Genomic DNA, 18,103 nt, shown 5'->3' with positions numbered 1-18,103 from the left:
CCCGGGTGGCGTCCGGGTGGCCCCGCTCCCGTCGACGTCCCCCAATCTGCCGGACTCGTGTTAAGCGCGTACTGCGTGCACGTGACACGCTCGTACCACTTTCGCGACTGCGACCTCAGCCGCGGGTCACCGCCCGTTTTCCGTCACTGCTTTCCCGCCCTGGCCAGGAACGACAGCAGGTCCTGCCGGCTGACCACGCCGGTGGGCTTGCCCTCCTCCAGCACGATCGCCGCGTCCGCCGCGCCCAGCACGGACATCAGGTCGGCGACCGGCTCGCCGGAGCCGACCTGCGGCAGCGGCGCGCACATGTGCTTCTCCAGCGGGTCCTCCAGCGAGGCGCGCCGGGTGAACAGGGCGTCCAGCAGCTCCCGCTCCACGACGGAACCCACGACCTCCGCGGCCATGACGTCGGGGTGGCCGGCGCCCGGCTTCACGATCGGCATCTGCGAGACGCCGTACTCGCGCAGCACCTCGATCGCCTGTCCGACGGTCTCGTCCGGGTGCATGTGGACGAGGGAGGGAATGCCGCCCTCCTTGTCGCGCAGCACGTCGCCGACGCGGGCGCTCGGCCCCTCGTCCTCCAGGAAGCCGTAGTCGGCCATCCACTCGTCGTTGAAGATCTTGCTGAGGTATCCGCGTCCGCTGTCCGGCAGCAGGACGACCACCACGTCGTCCGGGCCGAGGCGCTCGGCGACGCGCAGCGCCGCGACGACCGCCATCCCGCAGGAGCCGCCGACCAGCAGGCCCTCCTCCTTGGCCAGGCGGCGGGTCATCTGGAAGGAGTCCTTGTCGGAGACGGCGACGATCTCGTCGGCGACGGTGCGGTCGTAGGCGGTGGGCCAGAAGTCCTCACCGACGCCCTCGACGAGGTACGGCCGTCCGGAGCCCCCGGAGTACACCGAGCCCTCGGGGTCGGCGCCGACGACCTGGACCTTGCCGTCGCTGACGTCCTTCAGGTAGCGGCCGGTGCCGGAGATGGTGCCGCCGGTGCCGACGCCCGCCACGAAGTGGGTGATCCGCCCCTCGGTCTGCTCCCACAGCTCGGGCCCGGTGGAGTGGTAGTGGGAGAGCGGGTTGTTGGGGTTGGAGTACTGGTCGGGCTTCCAGGCCCCCGGGGTGTCACGGACCAGCCGGTCGGAGACGTTGTAGTAGGAGTCCGGGTGCTCCGGCGCCACGGCCGTCGGGCACACCACCACTTCCGCCCCGTACGCGCGCAGCACGTTGATCTTGTCGGTGGAGACCTTGTCCGGGCAGACGAAGATGCACTTGTAGCCCTTCTGCTGGGCCACGATGGCCAGGCCGACGCCGGTGTTCCCACTGGTCGGCTCGACGATGGTGCCGCCCGGCTTCAGCTCCCCGCTCTGCTCGGCCGCCTCGATCATCCGCAGGGCGATGCGGTCCTTCACGGAACCGCCGGGGTTGAAGTACTCGACCTTGGCCAGGACGGTCGCCCTGATGCCCTTGGTGACGCTGTTGAGCCTCACCAGCGGAGTGTTGCCGACGAGGCTGATCATCGAGTCGTGGAATCGCACCGTTGTCTCCGGTTGCTGCACAAAGTGGTCGTGGTGGTCCCGCCAGCCTAAGGCCAGGGGTGGGTACGGGGTGGTCGTTCACTCTTCGTGGAGATTGGATGACGGTGGGTACGGGGCAAGGAGTGGATGTACGGCTCTGCAGGAGGTGGCGGCGAGCATGACGAGCATGTCGAGGGCGAGGGTGGCCCGGCGGATCGCGGCCGGCGCCGCGTACGGCGGCGGCGGGCTCGGCCTGGCCGGCGCGGCGGCCATGGGGCTGCTGCTGGCCGAGGTGCAGCTGGCCAAGCGCCACGTGGGCAACGGCACGGACAACCACGTGCCGGTCGCGGACGGGCTCTACGGCCATGTCTACGACGCCCCCGGCGACCCTCCGCTGCGACTGACCATGCTCGGCGACTCCACGGCCGCGGGCCAGGGCGTCCACCGGTCCGGACAGACGCCGGGCGCGCTGCTGGCGTCGGGCCTGGCGGCGGTGGCCGAGCACCCGGTGCTGCTGCGCAACGTCGCGGTGCCCGGCGCCCGCTCGGACGACCTGGACCGCCAGGTGGCCCTGGTGACGGCCGACCCGGCGCAGGTGCCCGACGTCTGCGTGATCATGATCGGCGCGAACGACGTCACCCACCGGATGCCCCCCACCCAGTCGGTGCGTCACCTGTCGGCGGCGGTACGCCGGCTGCGCACCGCCGGCGCCGAGGTGGTCGTCGGCACCTGTCCCGACCTGGGCACCATCGAGCCGGTGCAGCAGCCGCTGCGCTGGCTGGCCCGCCGGGCCTCCCGGCAGCTGGCGGCGGCGCAGACGATCGGGGTGGTGGAGCAGGGCGGCCGCACCGTGTCGCTGGGCGATCTGCTCGGCCCGGAGTTCGAGGCCAACCCCCGGGAGCTGTTCGGCCCGGACAACTACCATCCCTCGGCCGAGGGGTACGCCACGGCGGCGATGGCGGTGCTGCCGACGGTGTGCGCGGTGCTGGGGCTGTGGCCGGCGGAGGAGGAGCGGCCGGACGTGTCGCGGCGCGAGGGGTTCCTGCCGGTGGCCCGGGCGGCGGCGGAGGCCGCGTCGGAGGCGGGTACGGAGGTCACCGCCGCGATGCCGACGGGGCCGCGGGGGCCGTGGGCCCTGCTCAAGCGGCGCCGGCGCCGGCGGGTCACGGAACCGGCCCCCACACCGGTCCAGGCCCCGACCTGATCCCGCGACCCCGCGGACGTCCCACCCCCGTATCCAGCGACCCCGCGGACGTCTCTTCCCCCGGACCCCGTGCCGCGGGCGGGCGCCCCGCTCTCAGAAAGCAAGCGCTTAGAAAGTTGCGGCGAGAATCACACCGCCGTTCCCGTGACCCAGGCCATACGTGCGGGTAACTTCCCAGTGAGCCCTGCCCCGTACCTCGCATGCCACTGGAGCCGTGATGCCCGAAGCCGTCATCGTCTCGACCGCCCGCTCCCCCATCGGCCGCGCCTTCAAGGGCTCCCTCAAGGACCTGCGCCCGGACGACCTGACCGCCACGATCATCCAGGCGGCACTGGCCAAGATCCCCGAGCTGGACCCGAGGGACATCGACGACCTGATGCTCGGCTGCGGCCTGCCCGGCGGCGAGCAGGGCAACAACCTGGGCCGGATCGTCGCCGTGCAGATGGGCATGGACCACCTGCCCGGCTGCACGATCACCCGGTACTGCTCCTCCTCGCTGCAGACCTCCCGCATGGCCCTGCACGCCATCAAGGCCGGCGAGGGAGACGTCTTCATCTCGGCCGGCGTCGAGACGGTCTCCCGCTTCGCCAAGGGCAACTCCGACAGCCTCCCGGACACACACAACCCGCTGTTCGCCGAGGCCGAGGCCCGTACCGCGGCCGTCGCCCAGCAGGAGGGCACCACCTGGCACGACCCGCGCGAGGACGGCCTCCTGCCCGACGCCTACATCGCGATGGGCCAGACCGCGGAGAACCTGGCGCGCTGGAAGGGCATCACCCGCCAGGAGATGGACGAGTTCGGCGTCCGCTCGCAGAACCTGGCCGAGGAAGCCATCAAGAAGGGGTTCTGGGAGCGGGAGATCACCCCGGTGACCCTCCCGGACGGCACGGTCGTCAGCAAGGACGACGGCCCGCGCGCGGCCGTCACCATGGAGGGCGTCCAAGGTCTGAAGCCGGTCTTCCGCCCCGACGGCCTGGTCACCGCGGGCAACTGCTGCCCGCTCAACGACGGCGCCGCCGCGGTCGTCATCATGTCCGACACCAAGGCCCGCGAGCTGGGCCTGACCCCGCTCGCCCGGATCGTCTCCACCGGCGTCTCGGCCCTCTCCCCGGAGATCATGGGCCTCGGCCCGGTCGAGGCGAGCAAGCAGGCCCTCGAGCGCGCCGGCCTGACCATCGACGACATCGACCTGGTGGAGATCAACGAGGCGTTCGCCGCCCAGGTGATCCCCTCCTACCGCGACCTCGGCATCGACATCGACAAGCTGAACGTCAACGGCGGCGCCATCGCGGTCGGCCACCCCTTCGGCATGACGGGCGCGCGCATCACCGGCACGCTGATCAACTCCCTCCAGTGGCACGACAAGGAGTTCGGCCTGGAGACGATGTGCGTCGGCGGCGGCCAGGGCATGGCGATGGTCATCGAGCGCCTCAGCTGATCATCCGGCGGTCCCCGGCGGCCGCTTGAGGGACCGTCAGTGCGCGCCATAGCACCCAGCGTGAGCGAACGGCCCGGAATCCAAGAAACCCCCGGATTCCGGGCCGTTTTGTGATCCAATCTCCCCCAGAGTGTGACCTACGTCCCCCAGAAAGGAGATCTCCGCAGGTCAGCAGCGTCGCGCCCGGCAGTTCAAGCGCCACACAAGCCGCATTCATGCCCGTTTCGTGACGTTACGCACTGACAGCTGGACAGTCCGCCCTTCAAGCTGATGTAGGAAGTCGGGGGTCGACCTTGAACCCAGGAGTACGTCAGTGAGCGCCATGCCGATCGCCCTGCTGCTCACCACGGCCGCCACCGGCGCCGTGGGCGTCGCCGTCCTGCGCACCATCTTCGCGCTGCGCCGCCAGGTCACGGCCCTGCAGAACCAGCTCGCCGAGAACCACGCCGCCGCGGCGCGGGCCCTGCTGCCCGCCGCCCGCGGACAGGCGGACGCGGAGCAGATACGGGCCGCCGTGGTCCAGGCGCTGGCCGAGGAGCGGGAACGGGAGCTGGCCGAGGCGCGGGCCTTCTGGGCCGCCCAGGAGGCGCGGGACGCCACGGACGCGCCCTCGCTGCTGGGGCTGCCCGACAGCGAGCTGTTCCTGCCTCGGCAGGCCGACTTCGCGGGTTTCGAGAATCTGGAGCCGGTCGCCGAGACGGGAACGGACGCCGACGAGCTCTCCGGGCTCCCCGGCAGGGACTCCGCCCAGAGCGGTACGTCCGGCGAGTCCGCCGAGCTGGCCGCGGCCCGCCGCCGCCACCCCTCGCACCCGGACTTCACCCCGCACCCGTCCCCGGTCGTGGGCGACCACGAGCGTACGGTCGCCACGCTGGAGGAGCTGGCCACCTCCGGCGTGGAGCTGGCCGACGTCCGCCCGGGCCCGCTGGGCACCCTGGACGTCTACGTCTTCGCCGACGGCACGACCCTGTGCATGACCCCGGGCCACCGCGAGACCGCCGAACGCCTGGCCGAGGCCCTGCGGGCGGGCCGGTCCCCCGTGCTGCTGGGCGGCTCCGGCATCTCCGGCGCCTACACCCTGACCTTCTCCTGCGGCGAGGAGAACGTGTACATCCTGGCGGACCGGGTCATCGCCTCGCTGTAACGAGCGGCGCGGCGGTCCGGTGCCGGGCCGTCGCCGCGACGGTGCGCCGGGCCCGGCCGGGCGCGGGCTCACCACCCGCGCTTTTTCACACGCCCGCCCGTTTCCGGGCCTCCTCCACCAGCCGGACGGCCTCCTCGACCTCGGCATCGCTCTGAAGTACGAGTGCCAGGTCGTGTCCGGCCACGGTGATCTGGTCCGCGGCCGCGAACATCCCGGCGTCGGGCATCTCCCGCGGCTCCGCCGAGGGGTCCTCCAGCAGTTGTGCCCGCCGGGCCAACTCCCTTGCCAGCGCGAGCGCTTCGGCGGCGGCGGCCCGTTGCAGCCGGCTCTGCGGCGCCGCCCTGAGTCGGTCGGCGAAGTGATCCACTGCCCGGGTCAGTGATGTCGTGTCAACCACGTCGCGAGACTACGCGCCGCACCAGGACTGTTGCCAATACGCGAACGCTCAGGCACGGTGACGTGAAGGACCGGCTTCATCGAACGCGTCCGGAGGCGCCGATGTCCCAAGTCTTCTCCGAAGAGACCCACCGCAACCTGCTCGCCCGCATCCCCCAGTGCACCGGTCGTGAAGTCGCCGACTGGTTGCGCACCGTCGAAGAAGGCCCGGCACTCTGCTTCGAGGAGAGGCTCAGCTGGCTCCGCCACGAGCACAACCTCGCGTACGGCCACGCCAAGGCGATCATCCACGAGTACGACCTGAGGAGGGCCGCGCGCAAGCTGCTCTAGGGCTGTCCCGCAATCCCTGGCGGGCGCGCCACGGCGCACCGGCGGACGACGAAGGGCCCCGGAGGAACCGGGGCCCTTCGTCGCGCGGACGACCACCGCGGACGACCGATGACGGTCGCTGCCGCGGACGGCCGCTAGTCGTTGCTGTTGAGGATCGCGATCAGCCGCAGGAACTCCATGTAGATCCACACCAGCGTCACCGTGAGGCCGAAGGCCGCGAGCCAGGCCTCCTCGCGCGGCGCGCCGTAGGCGATGCCGTCCTCGACCTGCTTGAAGTCCAGGGCGAGGAAGCAGGCGCCGAGGATGACGCCGATGACACCGAAGACGACGCCGAGCGTGCCGCTTCGGAAGCCGAGACCGTCGCCGCCGCCGATCGCGGCGAACAGCAGGTTCACCACCATCAGCAGCACGAAGCCGAGCGTGGCCGCCATCACGAAGCCGGCGAACCGCCGGTTGACGCGGATCCAGCCCGCCTTGTACGCGACCAGCACGGCGGCGAAGGTCGCCATCGTGCCGATCACGGCCTGCATGGCCGCGCCGCTCGCGATGTGGGTGTCGACGATGTTGGAGACCACACCGAGGAACACGCCCTCGAAGGCGGCGTAGGAAAGGATCAGCGCGGGCGAGGCCTTGCGCTTGAAGGACTGCACGAAGGCCAGCACCATGCCGATCACCGCGGCACCGATGCCGATGCCGTACGACCGGCCGATCTGCGCCTCGTCGACCGGGAGCAGCGCCCAGGCGAGCGCGGCCGTGACGACCAGGGTGCCGAGCGTGGACGCGGTGCGCACGACCACGTCGTCCATCGTCATCCGGCCGGTGGTGGCCGGGGCCTGCGGCGGCGCACCGTGCTGCAGGTCCTGCTGGGCGTAGGGGTTCTGAGCGTAAGGATTCTGCGCGTAGGGGTTGCCGCTCGGCTGGGCGTACGGATTGCCCTGCGCGTACGGATCGCCCTGCGTACCGACAGCGGGGCCCCCGGCCTGCGGCGCGGTGTTGAAGCCCGCGTATCCGTTGTCGCGGCTGAATCCCCGTCGCGAGAAGACCGGGTTTCTGCTCCTCATCTCACTCCTCCATGGTCGACACGACGCGACCTTGGCTCAAGAGTAATGGAACGGCAAAGGATCGACCCTACTACCTGGGAAGGATCTTTCCCTCGTCATGCTGCGGAACACGCTACGCGAGCAGGTGATTCCCGGCGACGGGCGAGCCCGTTCATGACCAACCTGCGACACGGCCGGAACCGGCCGGAGATCCAGGAGGATCCGGGAACACCCGGTCAGCTGATCGGGAACCCGGTGTAGCCCTCGGCGAGGTCGGTCTCGGCCGCCCGGCAGGTGGCGATCCGGTCCAGGCGGGCCACGTGCAGCCGCTCGTCGAACGGCGTGGCGTCCGGGTGACGGTGCAGCATCGTCGTCATGTCGTAGCTGAAGCGCTCGGCCTGCCAGACCCGCCGCAGACAGGTCGCCGAGTAGGTGTCCAGCAGTGCGGTGGACCCGGTCTCCTGTCGGTGCGTCAGGGCCCGTGCGAAGGTGACGACGTCGCCGACGGCGAGGTTCAGGCCCTTGGCGCCGGTGGGCGGCACGATGTGAGCGGCGTCACCGGCGAGGAAGAGCCGGCCGTGGCGCATGGGCTCGTGGACGTAGGAGCGCATCGGGGTGACCGACTTCTGGGTGATCGGTCCGCGCCGCAGCGTCCAGTCGTCGTCCGTCTCCAGCCGCCGCTCGAGTTCGTCCCAGATCGCCTCGTCGGTCCACGTCCCGGCGTCGGTGTCGGCGGGTACCTGGAGGTAGAGCCGGGACACGGAGGGGGAGCGCATGGACAGCAGGGCGAAGCCGCGGTCGTGGCGGGCGTAGACCAGCTCGTCGTGGGAGGGGGCGACGTCGGCGAGGATGCCCAGCCAGCCGAAGGGGTACGTCCGCTCGAACACGCGCGAGAGCGCGGCGGGGACGGCCTTGCGCGACACTCCCCAGAAGCCGTCGCAGCCGACGACGTAGTCGCACTCCAGTACGTCCTCGCGCCCCCCGTGACGGAACCGGACGACCGGGTGGTCACCCTCCACGCCCTCCACGGACAGCGCCTCCGCCTCGAACAGCAGCGGTCCGCCCTCCTTGAGCTGAAGGGCTATGAGGTCCTTGCAGACCTCCGTCTGGGCGTAGACCATCACGGACCGCCCACGGGTCAGCCGGGGGAAGTCCACCCGGTGCCGGCGACGGTCGAACCGCAGCTCGATCCCGTCGTGCCGCAGCCCCTTGCGGTCCATCCGCTCCCCGGCTCCCGCCGCGCGCAGTACGTCGACCGTGCCCTGCTCCAGGATCCCGGCCCGCTGCCGCTGCTCGACGTAGTCGCGGTCACGGCTCTCCAGGACCACCGAGTCGATTCCGGCGTTGTGGAGCAGCCGGGCGAGGAGCAGGCCGGCCGGGCCGGCTCCGATGATGCCGACGGTGGTGCGCATCGGTCGTTCCCTTCGGGTGGGCGTCATTGCCTTGTTCGCATAGTGAACTTTTATTCACCGATTTCGCCTGGGCCGAGTCTCCGCCCTCATCCACCCGATGTCAATGGTTCCCGCCCTCGCACGACGACGGCCGACCGCCGGGTCCGCGTTCACGGTCGCGGACCCGGCGGCCGGCCCCAGGAGGACGACCGCGACGGTTACGGCGCGGTCAGTGCCCGGGCCAGCCCTCCAGGTGACGGTGCAGGGTCACGGCCGGCCGCACCGCGCCCTGCGGCGTCCGCACCGCCTTCGGGGCGGTGGCGACCGCGTCGTGCAGCACGGTGTCGACCTCGGCCGCCAGACCGTCGACCCGCGACTTCAGTTCGGTGGCGGGCAGCGAGGAACGGGTCAGCGCGTCGAGCCGGCGGTGGATGTCGTCGAGCTTGCGCCGGGTGGCGGCGTCGAAGGTGAGCGGGGTCGGCGTGGAGACGACGAACTGGTAGGCGCCCGCCAGGGTCTGACAGCCTGTGCACCTCTTGTTGGCGGCGTCACTGATGTTCACCGCGTTCAGGTGCGTGCGCTCGCCGGCGAACGTGACGATCTGGAAGGACAGAGCCACGGAACGGCACGCGTCGTCGGCCGAGCAGCCGACGGAGACGGCGTTGGCCTGGTTGCGCACGGCGGCGGCCTTCACCGTGCCGTACTGGCGCACGGTGAACGAGTCCCTGGCCTGGGTGTGGTGCAGCCGGCCGGCGTGGCTGAAGACGTGGTCGGAGGCGACGGCGGCACGCGGCGCGGCGGCGGCACGCGGCGCGGCGGTGGCCGCCTGCGCCGGCACGGCGGTCGCCACGCCGGCGACTCCGGCGGCGAACAGCCCTATCCGCACGGCTCGCCCGGTAAGGGGACGAGTGGCGGAACGTGGCTTGCGATGACTGCTCATGGGCATCTCCTGCGATGAATTGAGAATGGGTGGGCCGCACCGGTGTGGCCGCGGGCGGCGTCCCTCCCCCGGGGCTGAACACCCGGGAGGTGCCGCCAGGGGCGGCACGGGTGGGCGGCGGGGGCGCCCCGCCCGAGCGAGCGCGGGGAAGCCGCCCCGTACGCGCGGGCAGGCGCCCCCACACCCCACGCCGAGCCCGCGCCGGTCGCACCGCTGCGGCCCTCAGGGTGAGGCGGCAACAGGACTGGCGGACCCGCTGTCGGACGGCGGCGGCGCGGCGGGCGTGCTCTCGCTCGGCACGGCCGACACGCTCTCCGACGCCGTGGGCGAGGCCTCCGACGCCGGTCCCTCGGCCGACACGGACGGCGCCGGCTCCCTCACCGTCCCTTCGCCGCTGGGCACCTCCCGGCCCGTGGCGCTCGGCTCCACGGAGGCCGCACCCGACGCCTCGGCGGAGGCGGACGCCCTGCCCGACGCCGATGCCGACGGTCCGTCACTCGGCCCCGCCGTGCCTGCGGAAGCCGCCCCGGCCGTGCCCGACGGCACCGCGGAGGCCCCGCCGGACGGTTCGTCCGACGACGGCCCGCCCGGTGTCGAGGCCTGCCGCGGCCGCGGCTCCCGCGTGGACACCCCCGGCTGGAGAATCGGTGCGATCGGCGGCTTCTTCGGCAGGGGCTGTGGCGTCATCCCGGACACCCAGGCGTAGCCGAGCCCGCCCAGCGCGGCCAGCGTCAGCGCACACACCGCCAGCCGCAGCGCCGGCCGCCCCGCGGTGGCCCGCTTCGCGGCGCGGTGGAGCCGGCCGCCGAGCTTCACGGAGAGATAGACGACGCCGGCCATCGGGCACAGCAGCATGACGCAGCCGATGAGGCCGACCAGGCCCTCGACGATCCGGCCGTCGACGAACGCCGAGCCGGTGCCGACGACCTGCTCGGTCAGCGACCGGATCATGGTGGCGATGATCCGCGGCAGGTTCCACAGGGCGTAGCCGAGTTCACCGACGATCAGCGGGACCATCGTCAGCACCCAGGTGGCGACGATGGTGCGGGCCGACTTCTTCAGCCCGGCGACCTCCTTGCGGGCGGCCCGGCCCTTCCTGCCCGGCACCAGGCCCAGCAGAATCGGCTTGATCTTGCCGTACAGGTCGGGCACCCCGGCCAGGTCGCCGAGGATGTAGTAGCCGTCGAGGCGGACGGCCGGCATCAGCTGTTCCAGGATCTCGAAGTGACCGAGGTAGACGGCGGCGAGGAAGAACGGTGCCCCGGTGGCGAAGTACGCGCCGGCCATGACGAGCATGAAGACGACGTTGAAGTACACCCCGCCCAGGTCGGTGCGGAGCCGTCCGCCGCGGCCGATCCGGTAGACGTCGGTGACGTCGGTGTACATCGACGGCCAGATGAGGAAGAGCCCGCAGCCGATGCACCCGGGGTGGGCGCCGCCGTATCTGCAGGCCGAGGCGTGGCCGAACTCGTGGAAGACGAGGGAGGCCACGGTGAGGACGAAGACGATGAGGATGAGGACGGGCTGGTCGAGAACTTCCAGCACCGGCTCGATCGCGCCGAAGAAGCCGAACAGCCAGACGTCCATGACGACCGCCGAGGCGAGCACCAGCGCGACCACGACCGGCCGGTGCAGCCAGGCGAACGTCCGGGCGATCTTCGCCGTACGGCGCTCGTTGAAGATGACCCGGTGACCCTTGAGGGCGAGCAGGAGGTCGGAGCGCGGTGCGTCGACCTCCTCGCTCTCCTGGCCGTCGGGGACCGTCACACCGAGCGGTTCGAGTTTGTTCTCGACCAGGTAGCGGATGTTCTCGCCGCTGACCTCGCGCCCGAACCGTGCGCTGACGCGGTGGGCGATGGTCTCGGTGTCGCGGACCCCGTCGACGGACGAGGCGACGAGATACAGCAGCCGTGACAGCTGCACGACCTGCCCGTCCCCCCGACGGGCGATGTACTTGGGCTCGGTGAATCCCGATCCCTGGTACTCGCCGTGCAGCCGCAGGCCCGCGCTCAGGCGTGGGACCAGCGGCGGCGGTTGCTGCTCGACCAACGGCAGGGTGCCCGTCGCCACCTGCTCGTAGGTCACCGGCCAGCCGCCGGGCCCGGGGACCGGGCCCGTCTCGTGCAGTGTCGGCGCCCCGTCTCCGAGCACCGTCATATGTGGTCTCCCCCCACGTCATCCCGCCGGGGGCGGACCGCGTCGTACCCCCCGCGCGGTCCGCCCCCGGTGGCGTCGTCGTCAGCGCCGCTCGGGGCGCCGACGTGGTGCCGCTACTGCGTGACGTTGATGCTCTGGACGGCCTGCGACTCGGCGACGGACCACGCGGAGTGGTCGTTGAGCGCGGCGGACTCGTTGTGCGCCGAGATGTTGGCCACGTGCTTGGTGACGTTCACCGACTTGGTGAAGCTGAACTTCAGCCGGCCGAGCGCCTCGCGGCCCGGCAGCAGCTCCGCCGACTCGGTGTCCAGCTCGTGCATGTCCATGCTCATGACGGACGTCCTTTCGAAATGTGAGTGTCTGGGTGGGTGTGCAGCGGGTGTTACTGGCTGACGGTGATGCTCTGGCCGGCGCCGGAGCTGGCGACGGAGTTGAACGAGTGGTCGTTCAGGGCGGCGGACTGGTTGGCGGCCGAGATGTTGGCGACGTGCTTGGTGACGTTCACCGCCTTGGTGAAGCTGAACTTCAGCCGACCGAGGGCCTCGCGGCCCGGCAGCAGCTCCGCGGACTCGGCCTCGAGCTCGTGGGCGTCCATCATGGTCAATTCCCCCTCAGGGATGGGCGTGTCCGGTCGGAGAGAGTCAGGTTCCCCCCGGACTCTGTCCAACTTGGTCGGACGAGTTGTCCAACGAGATTGGACACTAGGGCCTCGTGAACCACTTGCGCAACCCGTTCCGGGAATCCCCCTCTCGGCCGCATGCGCCGACGCCCGTAGAATCAAGCTCCACGTGGAGGGTTCCCACGGGTTTTGCCAGGCGGCGAGCAGGAAGTGACCACCGGTGGCCAACGCACTGCAGCAGTTGATCCGTGAGCGCCTCGACCGCAAGGGCTGGTCCTACGGCGACGTGGCGCGCCGCGGCGGCATCCCCCGCTCCACGGTCCACCACCTGGCCACCACCGACCGCGTGGTGCGCATGCCCCAGCCGGCCACCCTCGAGGGACTGGCCAAGGGCCTGGAACTTCCGTTGGACACCGTCCGCCGGGCGGCCGCGGAGGCCTGCGGCATCCACGTCTACGGCTCCTCCGCCGCCCCCGGCGCCGACGGGGAGGGGTCCCGCACCGCGGACCCCGAGGTGGACCTGCTCATCGCCAGCGTGCAGAAACTGTCGGCCGACGACCGCCGCCACGTCGCGGCCCTGGTGGAGTCCCTCCTGGACCGCGCGTCACGGGAGAGCTGACAGCTCGGAGCGCGGACCGGACGCCGTCGACACCGAACGGACGTTCTCCCGCCAAGTCGGAAAAAGAATCCAGACGAGCCGATACCCATCGAGATCCGCCGCTAGTCTCTCGTCTGCCCGAGGCGCGAAAGCCGCACGACCCCGGGCTCCCAGGGGGCACATGTGTTGTTCGTGCATGGCGGACCGACCACGGCCGTGGTCCGGAATCCCGCCGGAGACGCGATGGTCCTGCTGTCCGGTGAACTGCCCGAGGTGCTCACCGACGAGGCCCTCGCCGAGCTCCTGGACCTGGCCGCCGCGATATTGGACGCGGAGGAACTGGTCCTGTTCCACACCTGCCTGCGCACATTGCGCCGCAACGGAATGCGCGCGGGCCGCCGCATCGAGATCGACGGCGCCGTCCTGACCGTCTACGAGGGCTGACACCTCAACCGGAGGACGAACGGCACCCCTCCGGCCCCGCGGACCGCCGAAGGGCACCTCCCTGCTCCACGGACAGGAGCGGTGCCGTGACGGCCCGGCTGTCCGACAGAGGGGTGAACGGGCCTTCGAAGACGGTCCCGAGGGCCCGCAAGGGCGGCTCCGCCTCGACCGCGCACCGCGTACCCGCAGTTCGGTCAGGCCGAAGCCCCGTACCCCCCACCACATGACGGGACTCGGCCGCCTCCTCACGTGGCCGGGGTCTTCTCGCCGGCTTCGACACGGAAGGGGTACCGGTTGCCGGCCGGCGGGGTGGGGCAGATCGGGAAGTGGTCGCCGAAGGCGCAGGGCAGGTTGACGGCCCGGTTGAAGTCGAGGGTGACGGTGCCGTCCTCGGCCGGGACGGGGATGTCGAGCGCACGGCCCGCCGGGTACGTGACGTCACCGCCGTGGCGTCCGCGAAGACGGTCGTGTAGTGCCCGTGGGGGCTGATGACCTGCATCTCGTAGGGCTCGCCGGCGTATTCGAAGCGCACCACACCCGGGCTGGGGTAGTCGTGTGCGCGCCGGCCGACGGTGTCCAGGGTGAGCGGCCGGGCGGAGTCGTACGCCTCGAACGTGCCCGTGATGATCCAGCCGCGATCGGCCGAATCGATTTTTCCTCCTGTTCCTGCGGCATCAGCCGGGCTTCAGGAGTCTCGACGAAGCGGGGCGCAGACGAACAATTCCTTGCCGGGTTCGCAAGACGCGCGGGCGAGTGATCTGCCGTGCGGGCCGTTCACACGAGTCGCCGCGGACCCCGGGCCCGGCCGGCTCCGCCAGGCGAGGGCCCTCCCCGGACGACGGGTCCACCGGTATGCCCCCGGTGAACGTCTTGTGCGCATGCGGGACGCGGTCCCCGAGCCGGGCCAGGACGTCCCGGCCGGCCGCGCAGGCCCCGTAGGGCCGTTTCCACAGTCACGTGATGTGCAAGAAGAGGTGCCCGGAACCGGATTCGAACCGGTACGCCCGCGAGGGGCAGCGAGGTTTAAGCTCGCCGTGTCTGCATTCCACCATCCGGGCAGGCCATGGGCTCCGCGCTGAGGTTCCGAGCCTATCGGGAGGCGTCCCCCGAACAGCGGACTGACGGACCTATGTTGTCTTATTTTATTGATGTCTGAGGGACCATCAGCACTCCTCGCAGCCGGTCGGCACCTGCCAACAGCCTTCCGGGCCGGGTCCGCCCGCGCACGCGGAATGACGGAATTTCACCGTCTGAACAACGCCGCTCCACCCGGTCGCGACGTCGCCCTTCCGGGGGAGCGCCCTTGACGGGTCTCAGGGACCGGGGTCATCCCCAGGTATGACACAGGCGCGTGCGGTCCGACCCGAGTCGCCCCCCGGAACCGGAGCAGCGGCTGACTCGGTGGGCCCGTCCAACGACGACGATGGTCACGGCTCCGAGAAAGCCCGAGCACCCCGAGGTCTCGAGACCTCCCCAAGACCCGAGAACCCCGGGATCACCCGTCGTCCCGTCAGGAGCGTTCACCCGTGACCACCTCTTCCATCGCCGGCCGGACCACCGCCGTGGCCGCGCGTGCCACGGATCTGTCGAAGATCTACGGACAGGGCGAGACCCGGGTGGTCGCCCTCGACCGGGTCTCCGTCGACTTCCGGCAGGCCGAGTTCACCGCGATCATGGGTCCCTCCGGGTCCGGCAAGTCCACGCTGATGCACTGCGTGGCGGGCCTGGACACCTTCTCCTCCGGGTCCGTGCGCGTCGGCGAGACGGAACTGGGCTCCCTGAAGGACAAGCAGCTCACCCGGTTGCGCCGGGACAATATCGGCTTCATCTTCCAGGCGTTCAACCTGCTGCCGACGCTGACGGCCCTGGAGAACATCACGCTCCCCATGGACATCGCGGGCCGCAAGCCGGACAAGCAGTGGCTGGACACGGTGATCGCGATGGTCGGGCTCGCCGACCGGCTGGGGCACCGGCCCTCGCAGCTGTCCGGCGGGCAGCAGCAGCGCGTCGCCGTCGCCCGGGCGCTGGCTTCCAAGCCGGACATCGTCTTCGGCGACGAGCCCACCGGGAACCTCGACTCGCGCTCGGGCGCGGAAGTGCTCGGCTTCCTGCGCAACTCCGTGCGCGAGCACGGCCAGACGGTGGTGATGGTGACCCACGACCCGGTGGCGGCGGCGTACGCGGACCGGGTGGTGTTCCTCGCGGACGGGCGGATCGTGGACGAGGTGTACGGGCCGACGGCCGACACCGTCCTGGACCGGATGAAGCAGTTCGACGCCAAGGGCCGCACCAGCTGACCTCCCCGGACAAGCCCCTCCCCACCTCGTACCCCTGGACAGAGACAACCCATGTTCCGCACCGCCTTGCGCAACGTGCTCGCGCACAAGGCCCGGCTCCTGATGACCGTGCTCGCCGTGATGCTCGGCGTCGCCTTCGTGTCCGGGACCCTGGTCTTCACCAACACCATTTCCGACGCCTTCCAGAACAGCGCCGCCAAGGGCTTCGGCCACGTCGACGTCGCCGTCGAGGCCACGTACCAGAAGAGCGAGGGCGACCGGGTCGGCAGGACCCCCGAGCTGACCCGGACGACCCTGGAGCAGAGCGCCCGGGTGCCGGGCGCGGCCTCCGCCCTCGGTGTCGTCCGCGGCTTCACCGCGATCGCCGACAAGGACGGCAAGCTGATCGGCGGCGGCTTCCAGTCGGAGGGCGGCAACTACTGGGGCGCCGAGGACCCCCGCTACCCGCTCACCGACGGCACCGCCCCGCACGGCGAGGGCCAGGTCCTCATCGACTCCGAGACCGCCCGGCGGGCCGGCTACCGGGTCGGCGACGCCGTGCGCATCTCCGTCGACGGCCCCGTCCTCACCCCGACCGTCAGCGGCATCTTCACCACCGAGGACGGCAACGTCGCCGCCGGCGGCAGCCTCGCCCTGTTCGACACCGCCACCGCGCAGAAGCTGTTCGGCAAGCCGGGCGCGTACGACGAGATCGACGTCAAGGCCAAGGCCGGCACCAGCCAGACGGCACTGAAGGCGCAGCTGGACGCGGCCCTGCCGAAGGGGAAGACCGAGACGACCACCGCCCGGCAGCTCGCCGACGACCAGGCGCGGGCCATCTCCTCGTCCATGAGCAGCATGAAGCAGGGGCTGCTGGTCTTCGCCGGGATCGCGCTGTTCGTCGGCACGTTCATCATCGCCAACACCTTCACGATGCTGGTCGCCCAGCGCACCCGGGAGCTGGCGCTGCTGCGCGCGGTCGGCGCCTCCCGCCGGCAGGTCACCCGGTCGGTGCTGACCGAGGCGTTCGTGGTGGGCGCGGTGGCCGCCGTGACCGGTCTGGTCGCCGGTATCGGCATCGGCGCGGGGCTGCGGTCCCTGCTGGGGACGCTGGGCGCCACCGTGCCGGACGGGCCGCTGGTCGTCACGCCCGGCACCGTCGCCACCGCCCTGGCGGTCGGCGTCCTCGTGACGATGCTCGCCGCGTGGCTGCCCGGCCGGCGCGCCTCGAAGATCCCGCCGGTGGCGGCGATGGGCAGCGTGCACGCGCAGGCCACCACCAGGTCGCTGGTGCTGCGCAACACGCTCGGCGCCCTGTTCTCGGCGGCCGGCGTCGCGGTGATCCTGGCGGCCACCAAGATGGACGGCGACTCCGGTCAGGCGCCCATGGGGCTCGGCGCGGTCCTGCTGATCGTCGGTGTGTTCGTCCTGACCCCGCTGCTGTCCCGGCCGCTGATCGCGGCCGCCGCCCCGCTGCTGCGCGTCTTCGGTGTCTCCGGCAAGCTGGCCCGGCAGAACTCGGTACGCAACCCGCGCCGTACGGCGGCCACCGCGTCGGCGCTGATGATCGGGCTGACCCTGATCACCGGTATGACCGTGATGGCAGGCAGCCTCCAGCAGGCGATCGACAGGATGGCGTCCTCCTCGATCCGCGCCGACTACGTGGTGTCGATGGCGAACGGCAACGGCCTGTCCCCGGACGTCGACCGGAAGCTGAAGGCCGCCGAGGGCGTCACCGCCACCAGCCCGCTGCGCAACGCTCCCTCCCGGATCGACGGCGAGACGGAGTACCTGACCGGCGTGAACGGCGCCGTGATCGGCGAGCTGACCGATCTGAAGGTCGACGACGGCTCCTTCTCGGTCGGCGACACCCGGGTGGTGGTCGACGAGGACACCGCCGAGGACCATCACTGGACGGCCGGTTCGTCCTTCACCGTCTCCTACGAGGACGGCAGGAAGCAGAAACTGACGGTCGCCGGCGTCTACGAGGGCAACGAGATGATCCGCGGGATCATGCTCGACAACGCCACCCTCGACCCGCACCGCTCGGACCCGACCGACATGCAGGTCCTGGTGAAGACCGCCCACGGTGCGGCCGGCGCGGCCAAGGACCGGCTGGTCGAGGCGCTCGGCTCCAACCCGGCGATCAAGGTCCAGGACAAGAAGGACATCTCCAACACCATCGCGCGCAGTTTCACGCTGCTGCTGAACATGCTCTACGGCCTGCTCGGCATGGCGGTGATCGTGGCGGTCCTCGGCGTCGTCAACACCCTGGCGATGTCGGTGTTCGAACGCTCGCAGGAGATCGGCATGCTCCGCGCGATCGGCCTGGACCGCAGGGGCATCAAGCGGATGGTCCGCCTGGAGTCCCTGGTGATCTCCCTGTTCGGCGGGATCCTCGGCATCGGCCTGGGCGTGTTCTTCGGCTGGGCGGCCGGTCAGCTGCTCGGCGCCAGGATGGCGACGTACGAACTGGTGCTGCCCTGGGCCCGGATGGCGGTCTTCCTGCTGCTGGCGGCGACGGTCGGCGTGCTGGCCGCGCTGTGGCCGGCCCGGCGGGCGGCCCGGCTGAACATGCTCCAGGCCATCAAGTCGGAGTAAGGCCCCCTCGGCGA

16 protein-coding genes, 1 tRNA gene and 1 pseudogene are annotated in these 18,103 nt (G+C 71.1%); 8 read left to right on the top strand and 10 right to left on the bottom strand.

The window, feature by feature from the left end:
- Positions 1 to 143: 143 nt before the first annotated feature.
- Positions 144 to 1,532 (bottom strand): cystathionine beta-synthase, encoded by a 1,389-nt coding sequence (locus ACWDUZ_RS06415; protein ID WP_451630646.1) that lies wholly within the window; start codon positions 1,530 to 1,532, stop codon positions 144 to 146.
- A 157-nt stretch (positions 1,533 to 1,689) separates the two neighbouring features.
- On the opposite strand from ACWDUZ_RS06415, the gene ACWDUZ_RS06410 reads away from it, so the two are divergent.
- The 3 genes from ACWDUZ_RS06410 to ACWDUZ_RS06400 all read left to right on the top strand — a co-directional run bounded on the left by ACWDUZ_RS06410 (position 1,690) and on the right by ACWDUZ_RS06400 (position 5,297).
- Positions 1,690 to 2,715 carry an SGNH/GDSL hydrolase family protein gene (locus tag ACWDUZ_RS06410; RefSeq protein WP_451630645.1) on the top strand — a complete coding sequence of 342 codons (1,026 nt, stop codon included), beginning with the start codon at positions 1,690 to 1,692 and terminating at the stop codon, positions 2,713 to 2,715.
- 217 nt (positions 2,716 to 2,932) lie between these two features.
- Positions 2,933 to 4,153, top strand: a complete 1,221-nt coding sequence (locus ACWDUZ_RS06405; RefSeq protein ID WP_451630644.1) for an acetyl-CoA C-acetyltransferase — start codon at positions 2,933 to 2,935, stop codon at positions 4,151 to 4,153.
- A 313-nt stretch (positions 4,154 to 4,466) separates the two neighbouring features.
- On the top strand, positions 4,467 to 5,297 hold the full coding sequence (locus tag ACWDUZ_RS06400) for a hypothetical protein (RefSeq protein WP_451630643.1): 831 nt from the start codon (positions 4,467 to 4,469) through the stop codon (positions 5,295 to 5,297).
- Positions 5,298 to 5,382: 85 nt separating this feature from the next.
- Here the strand turns inward: ACWDUZ_RS06400 and ACWDUZ_RS06395 are convergent, their stop codons facing one another.
- On the bottom strand, positions 5,383 to 5,694 hold the full coding sequence (locus ACWDUZ_RS06395; RefSeq protein WP_451630642.1) for a hypothetical protein: 312 nt from the start codon (positions 5,692 to 5,694) through the stop codon (positions 5,383 to 5,385).
- A 101-nt stretch (positions 5,695 to 5,795) separates the two neighbouring features.
- Between ACWDUZ_RS06395 and ACWDUZ_RS06390 the strand changes: the two genes are divergently transcribed.
- Positions 5,796 to 6,023, top strand: a complete 228-nt coding sequence (locus ACWDUZ_RS06390) for a DUF4287 domain-containing protein (RefSeq protein WP_030164109.1) — start codon at positions 5,796 to 5,798, stop codon at positions 6,021 to 6,023.
- Between the two features lie 134 nt (positions 6,024 to 6,157).
- Here the strand turns inward: ACWDUZ_RS06390 and ACWDUZ_RS06385 are convergent, their stop codons facing one another.
- The 6 genes from ACWDUZ_RS06385 to ACWDUZ_RS06360 form a co-directional block, all read right to left on the bottom strand.
- On the bottom strand, positions 6,158 to 7,084 hold the full coding sequence (locus ACWDUZ_RS06385; RefSeq protein ID WP_451630641.1) for a Bax inhibitor-1/YccA family membrane protein: 927 nt from the start codon (positions 7,082 to 7,084) through the stop codon (positions 6,158 to 6,160).
- 215 nt (positions 7,085 to 7,299) lie between these two features.
- Positions 7,300 to 8,475 (bottom strand): 4-hydroxybenzoate 3-monooxygenase, encoded by a 1,176-nt coding sequence (locus ACWDUZ_RS06380; protein ID WP_451630640.1) that lies wholly within the window; start codon positions 8,473 to 8,475, stop codon positions 7,300 to 7,302.
- A 208-nt stretch (positions 8,476 to 8,683) separates the two neighbouring features.
- On the bottom strand, positions 8,684 to 9,340 hold the full coding sequence (locus ACWDUZ_RS06375; RefSeq protein ID WP_451630639.1) for a hypothetical protein: 657 nt from the start codon (positions 9,338 to 9,340) through the stop codon (positions 8,684 to 8,686).
- A gap of 276 nt (positions 9,341 to 9,616) precedes the next feature.
- The gene (locus ACWDUZ_RS06370; protein ID WP_451630638.1) at positions 9,617 to 11,551 is read right to left on the bottom strand and encodes a hypothetical protein; all 1,935 of its coding nucleotides are present in this window, start codon (positions 11,549 to 11,551) and stop codon (positions 9,617 to 9,619) included.
- A 113-nt stretch (positions 11,552 to 11,664) separates the two neighbouring features.
- Positions 11,665 to 11,883, bottom strand: a complete 219-nt coding sequence (locus tag ACWDUZ_RS06365) for a hypothetical protein (protein WP_451630637.1) — start codon at positions 11,881 to 11,883, stop codon at positions 11,665 to 11,667.
- 50 nt (positions 11,884 to 11,933) lie between these two features.
- The gene (locus ACWDUZ_RS06360; protein WP_451630636.1) at positions 11,934 to 12,149 is read right to left on the bottom strand and encodes a hypothetical protein; all 216 of its coding nucleotides are present in this window, start codon (positions 12,147 to 12,149) and stop codon (positions 11,934 to 11,936) included.
- A gap of 241 nt (positions 12,150 to 12,390) precedes the next feature.
- Here ACWDUZ_RS06360 and ACWDUZ_RS06355 point away from each other — a divergent pair, with 241 nt between their 5' ends.
- Together ACWDUZ_RS06355 and ACWDUZ_RS06350 are read left to right on the top strand one after the other, a co-directional pair.
- Entirely contained in the window at positions 12,391 to 12,789 is a 399-nt protein-coding gene (locus ACWDUZ_RS06355; RefSeq protein WP_451630635.1) for a helix-turn-helix domain-containing protein, read from the top strand.
- 162 nt (positions 12,790 to 12,951) lie between these two features.
- The gene (locus tag ACWDUZ_RS06350) at positions 12,952 to 13,212 is read left to right on the top strand and encodes a hypothetical protein (RefSeq protein WP_229903480.1); all 261 of its coding nucleotides are present in this window, start codon (positions 12,952 to 12,954) and stop codon (positions 13,210 to 13,212) included.
- A gap of 245 nt (positions 13,213 to 13,457) precedes the next feature.
- On the opposite strand, the pseudogene ACWDUZ_RS06345 reads toward ACWDUZ_RS06350, so the two are convergent.
- Together ACWDUZ_RS06345 and ACWDUZ_RS06340 are read right to left on the bottom strand one after the other, a co-directional pair.
- Positions 13,458 to 13,864 (bottom strand): annotated as a pseudogene (locus tag ACWDUZ_RS06345) (DUF1684 domain-containing protein).
- 323 nt (positions 13,865 to 14,187) lie between these two features.
- Positions 14,188 to 14,270, bottom strand: a tRNA-Leu gene (locus ACWDUZ_RS06340).
- Positions 14,271 to 14,738: 468 nt separating this feature from the next.
- Here ACWDUZ_RS06340 and ACWDUZ_RS06335 point away from each other — a divergent pair.
- On the top strand, positions 14,739 to 15,509 hold the full coding sequence (locus ACWDUZ_RS06335; RefSeq protein ID WP_451630634.1) for an ABC transporter ATP-binding protein: 771 nt from the start codon (positions 14,739 to 14,741) through the stop codon (positions 15,507 to 15,509).
- A 51-nt stretch (positions 15,510 to 15,560) separates the two neighbouring features.
- On the top strand, positions 15,561 to 18,089 hold the full coding sequence (locus ACWDUZ_RS06330; RefSeq protein ID WP_451630633.1) for an ABC transporter permease: 2,529 nt from the start codon (positions 15,561 to 15,563) through the stop codon (positions 18,087 to 18,089).
- Positions 18,090 to 18,103 lie beyond the last annotated feature (14 nt).

It is taken from the genome of Streptomyces sp. NPDC003393 (assembly GCF_053589015.1).
This window is presented reverse-complemented; position numbering and strand designations above follow the sequence as displayed.

Coding starts and splice junctions, on each gene's coding strand:
- ACWDUZ_RS06410 (WP_451630645.1), top strand. CDS start 1,690: ATGACGAGCATGTCGAGGGCGAGGGTGGCCCGGCGGATCGCGGCCGGC.
- ACWDUZ_RS06405 (WP_451630644.1), top strand. CDS start 2,933: ATGCCCGAAGCCGTCATCGTCTCGACCGCCCGCTCCCCCATCGGCCGC.
- ACWDUZ_RS06390 (WP_030164109.1), top strand. CDS start 5,796: ATGTCCCAAGTCTTCTCCGAAGAGACCCACCGCAACCTGCTCGCCCGC.
- ACWDUZ_RS06385 (WP_451630641.1), bottom strand. CDS start 7,084: ATGAGGAGCAGAAACCCGGTCTTCTCGCGACGGGGATTCAGCCGCGAC.
- ACWDUZ_RS06380 (WP_451630640.1), bottom strand. CDS start 8,475: ATGCGCACCACCGTCGGCATCATCGGAGCCGGCCCGGCCGGCCTGCTC.
- ACWDUZ_RS06370 (WP_451630638.1), bottom strand. CDS start 11,551: ATGACGGTGCTCGGAGACGGGGCGCCGACACTGCACGAGACGGGCCCG.
- ACWDUZ_RS06365 (WP_451630637.1), bottom strand. CDS start 11,883: ATGAGCATGGACATGCACGAGCTGGACACCGAGTCGGCGGAGCTGCTG.
- ACWDUZ_RS06360 (WP_451630636.1), bottom strand. CDS start 12,149: ATGATGGACGCCCACGAGCTCGAGGCCGAGTCCGCGGAGCTGCTGCCG.
- ACWDUZ_RS06330 (WP_451630633.1), top strand. CDS start 15,561: ATGTTCCGCACCGCCTTGCGCAACGTGCTCGCGCACAAGGCCCGGCTC.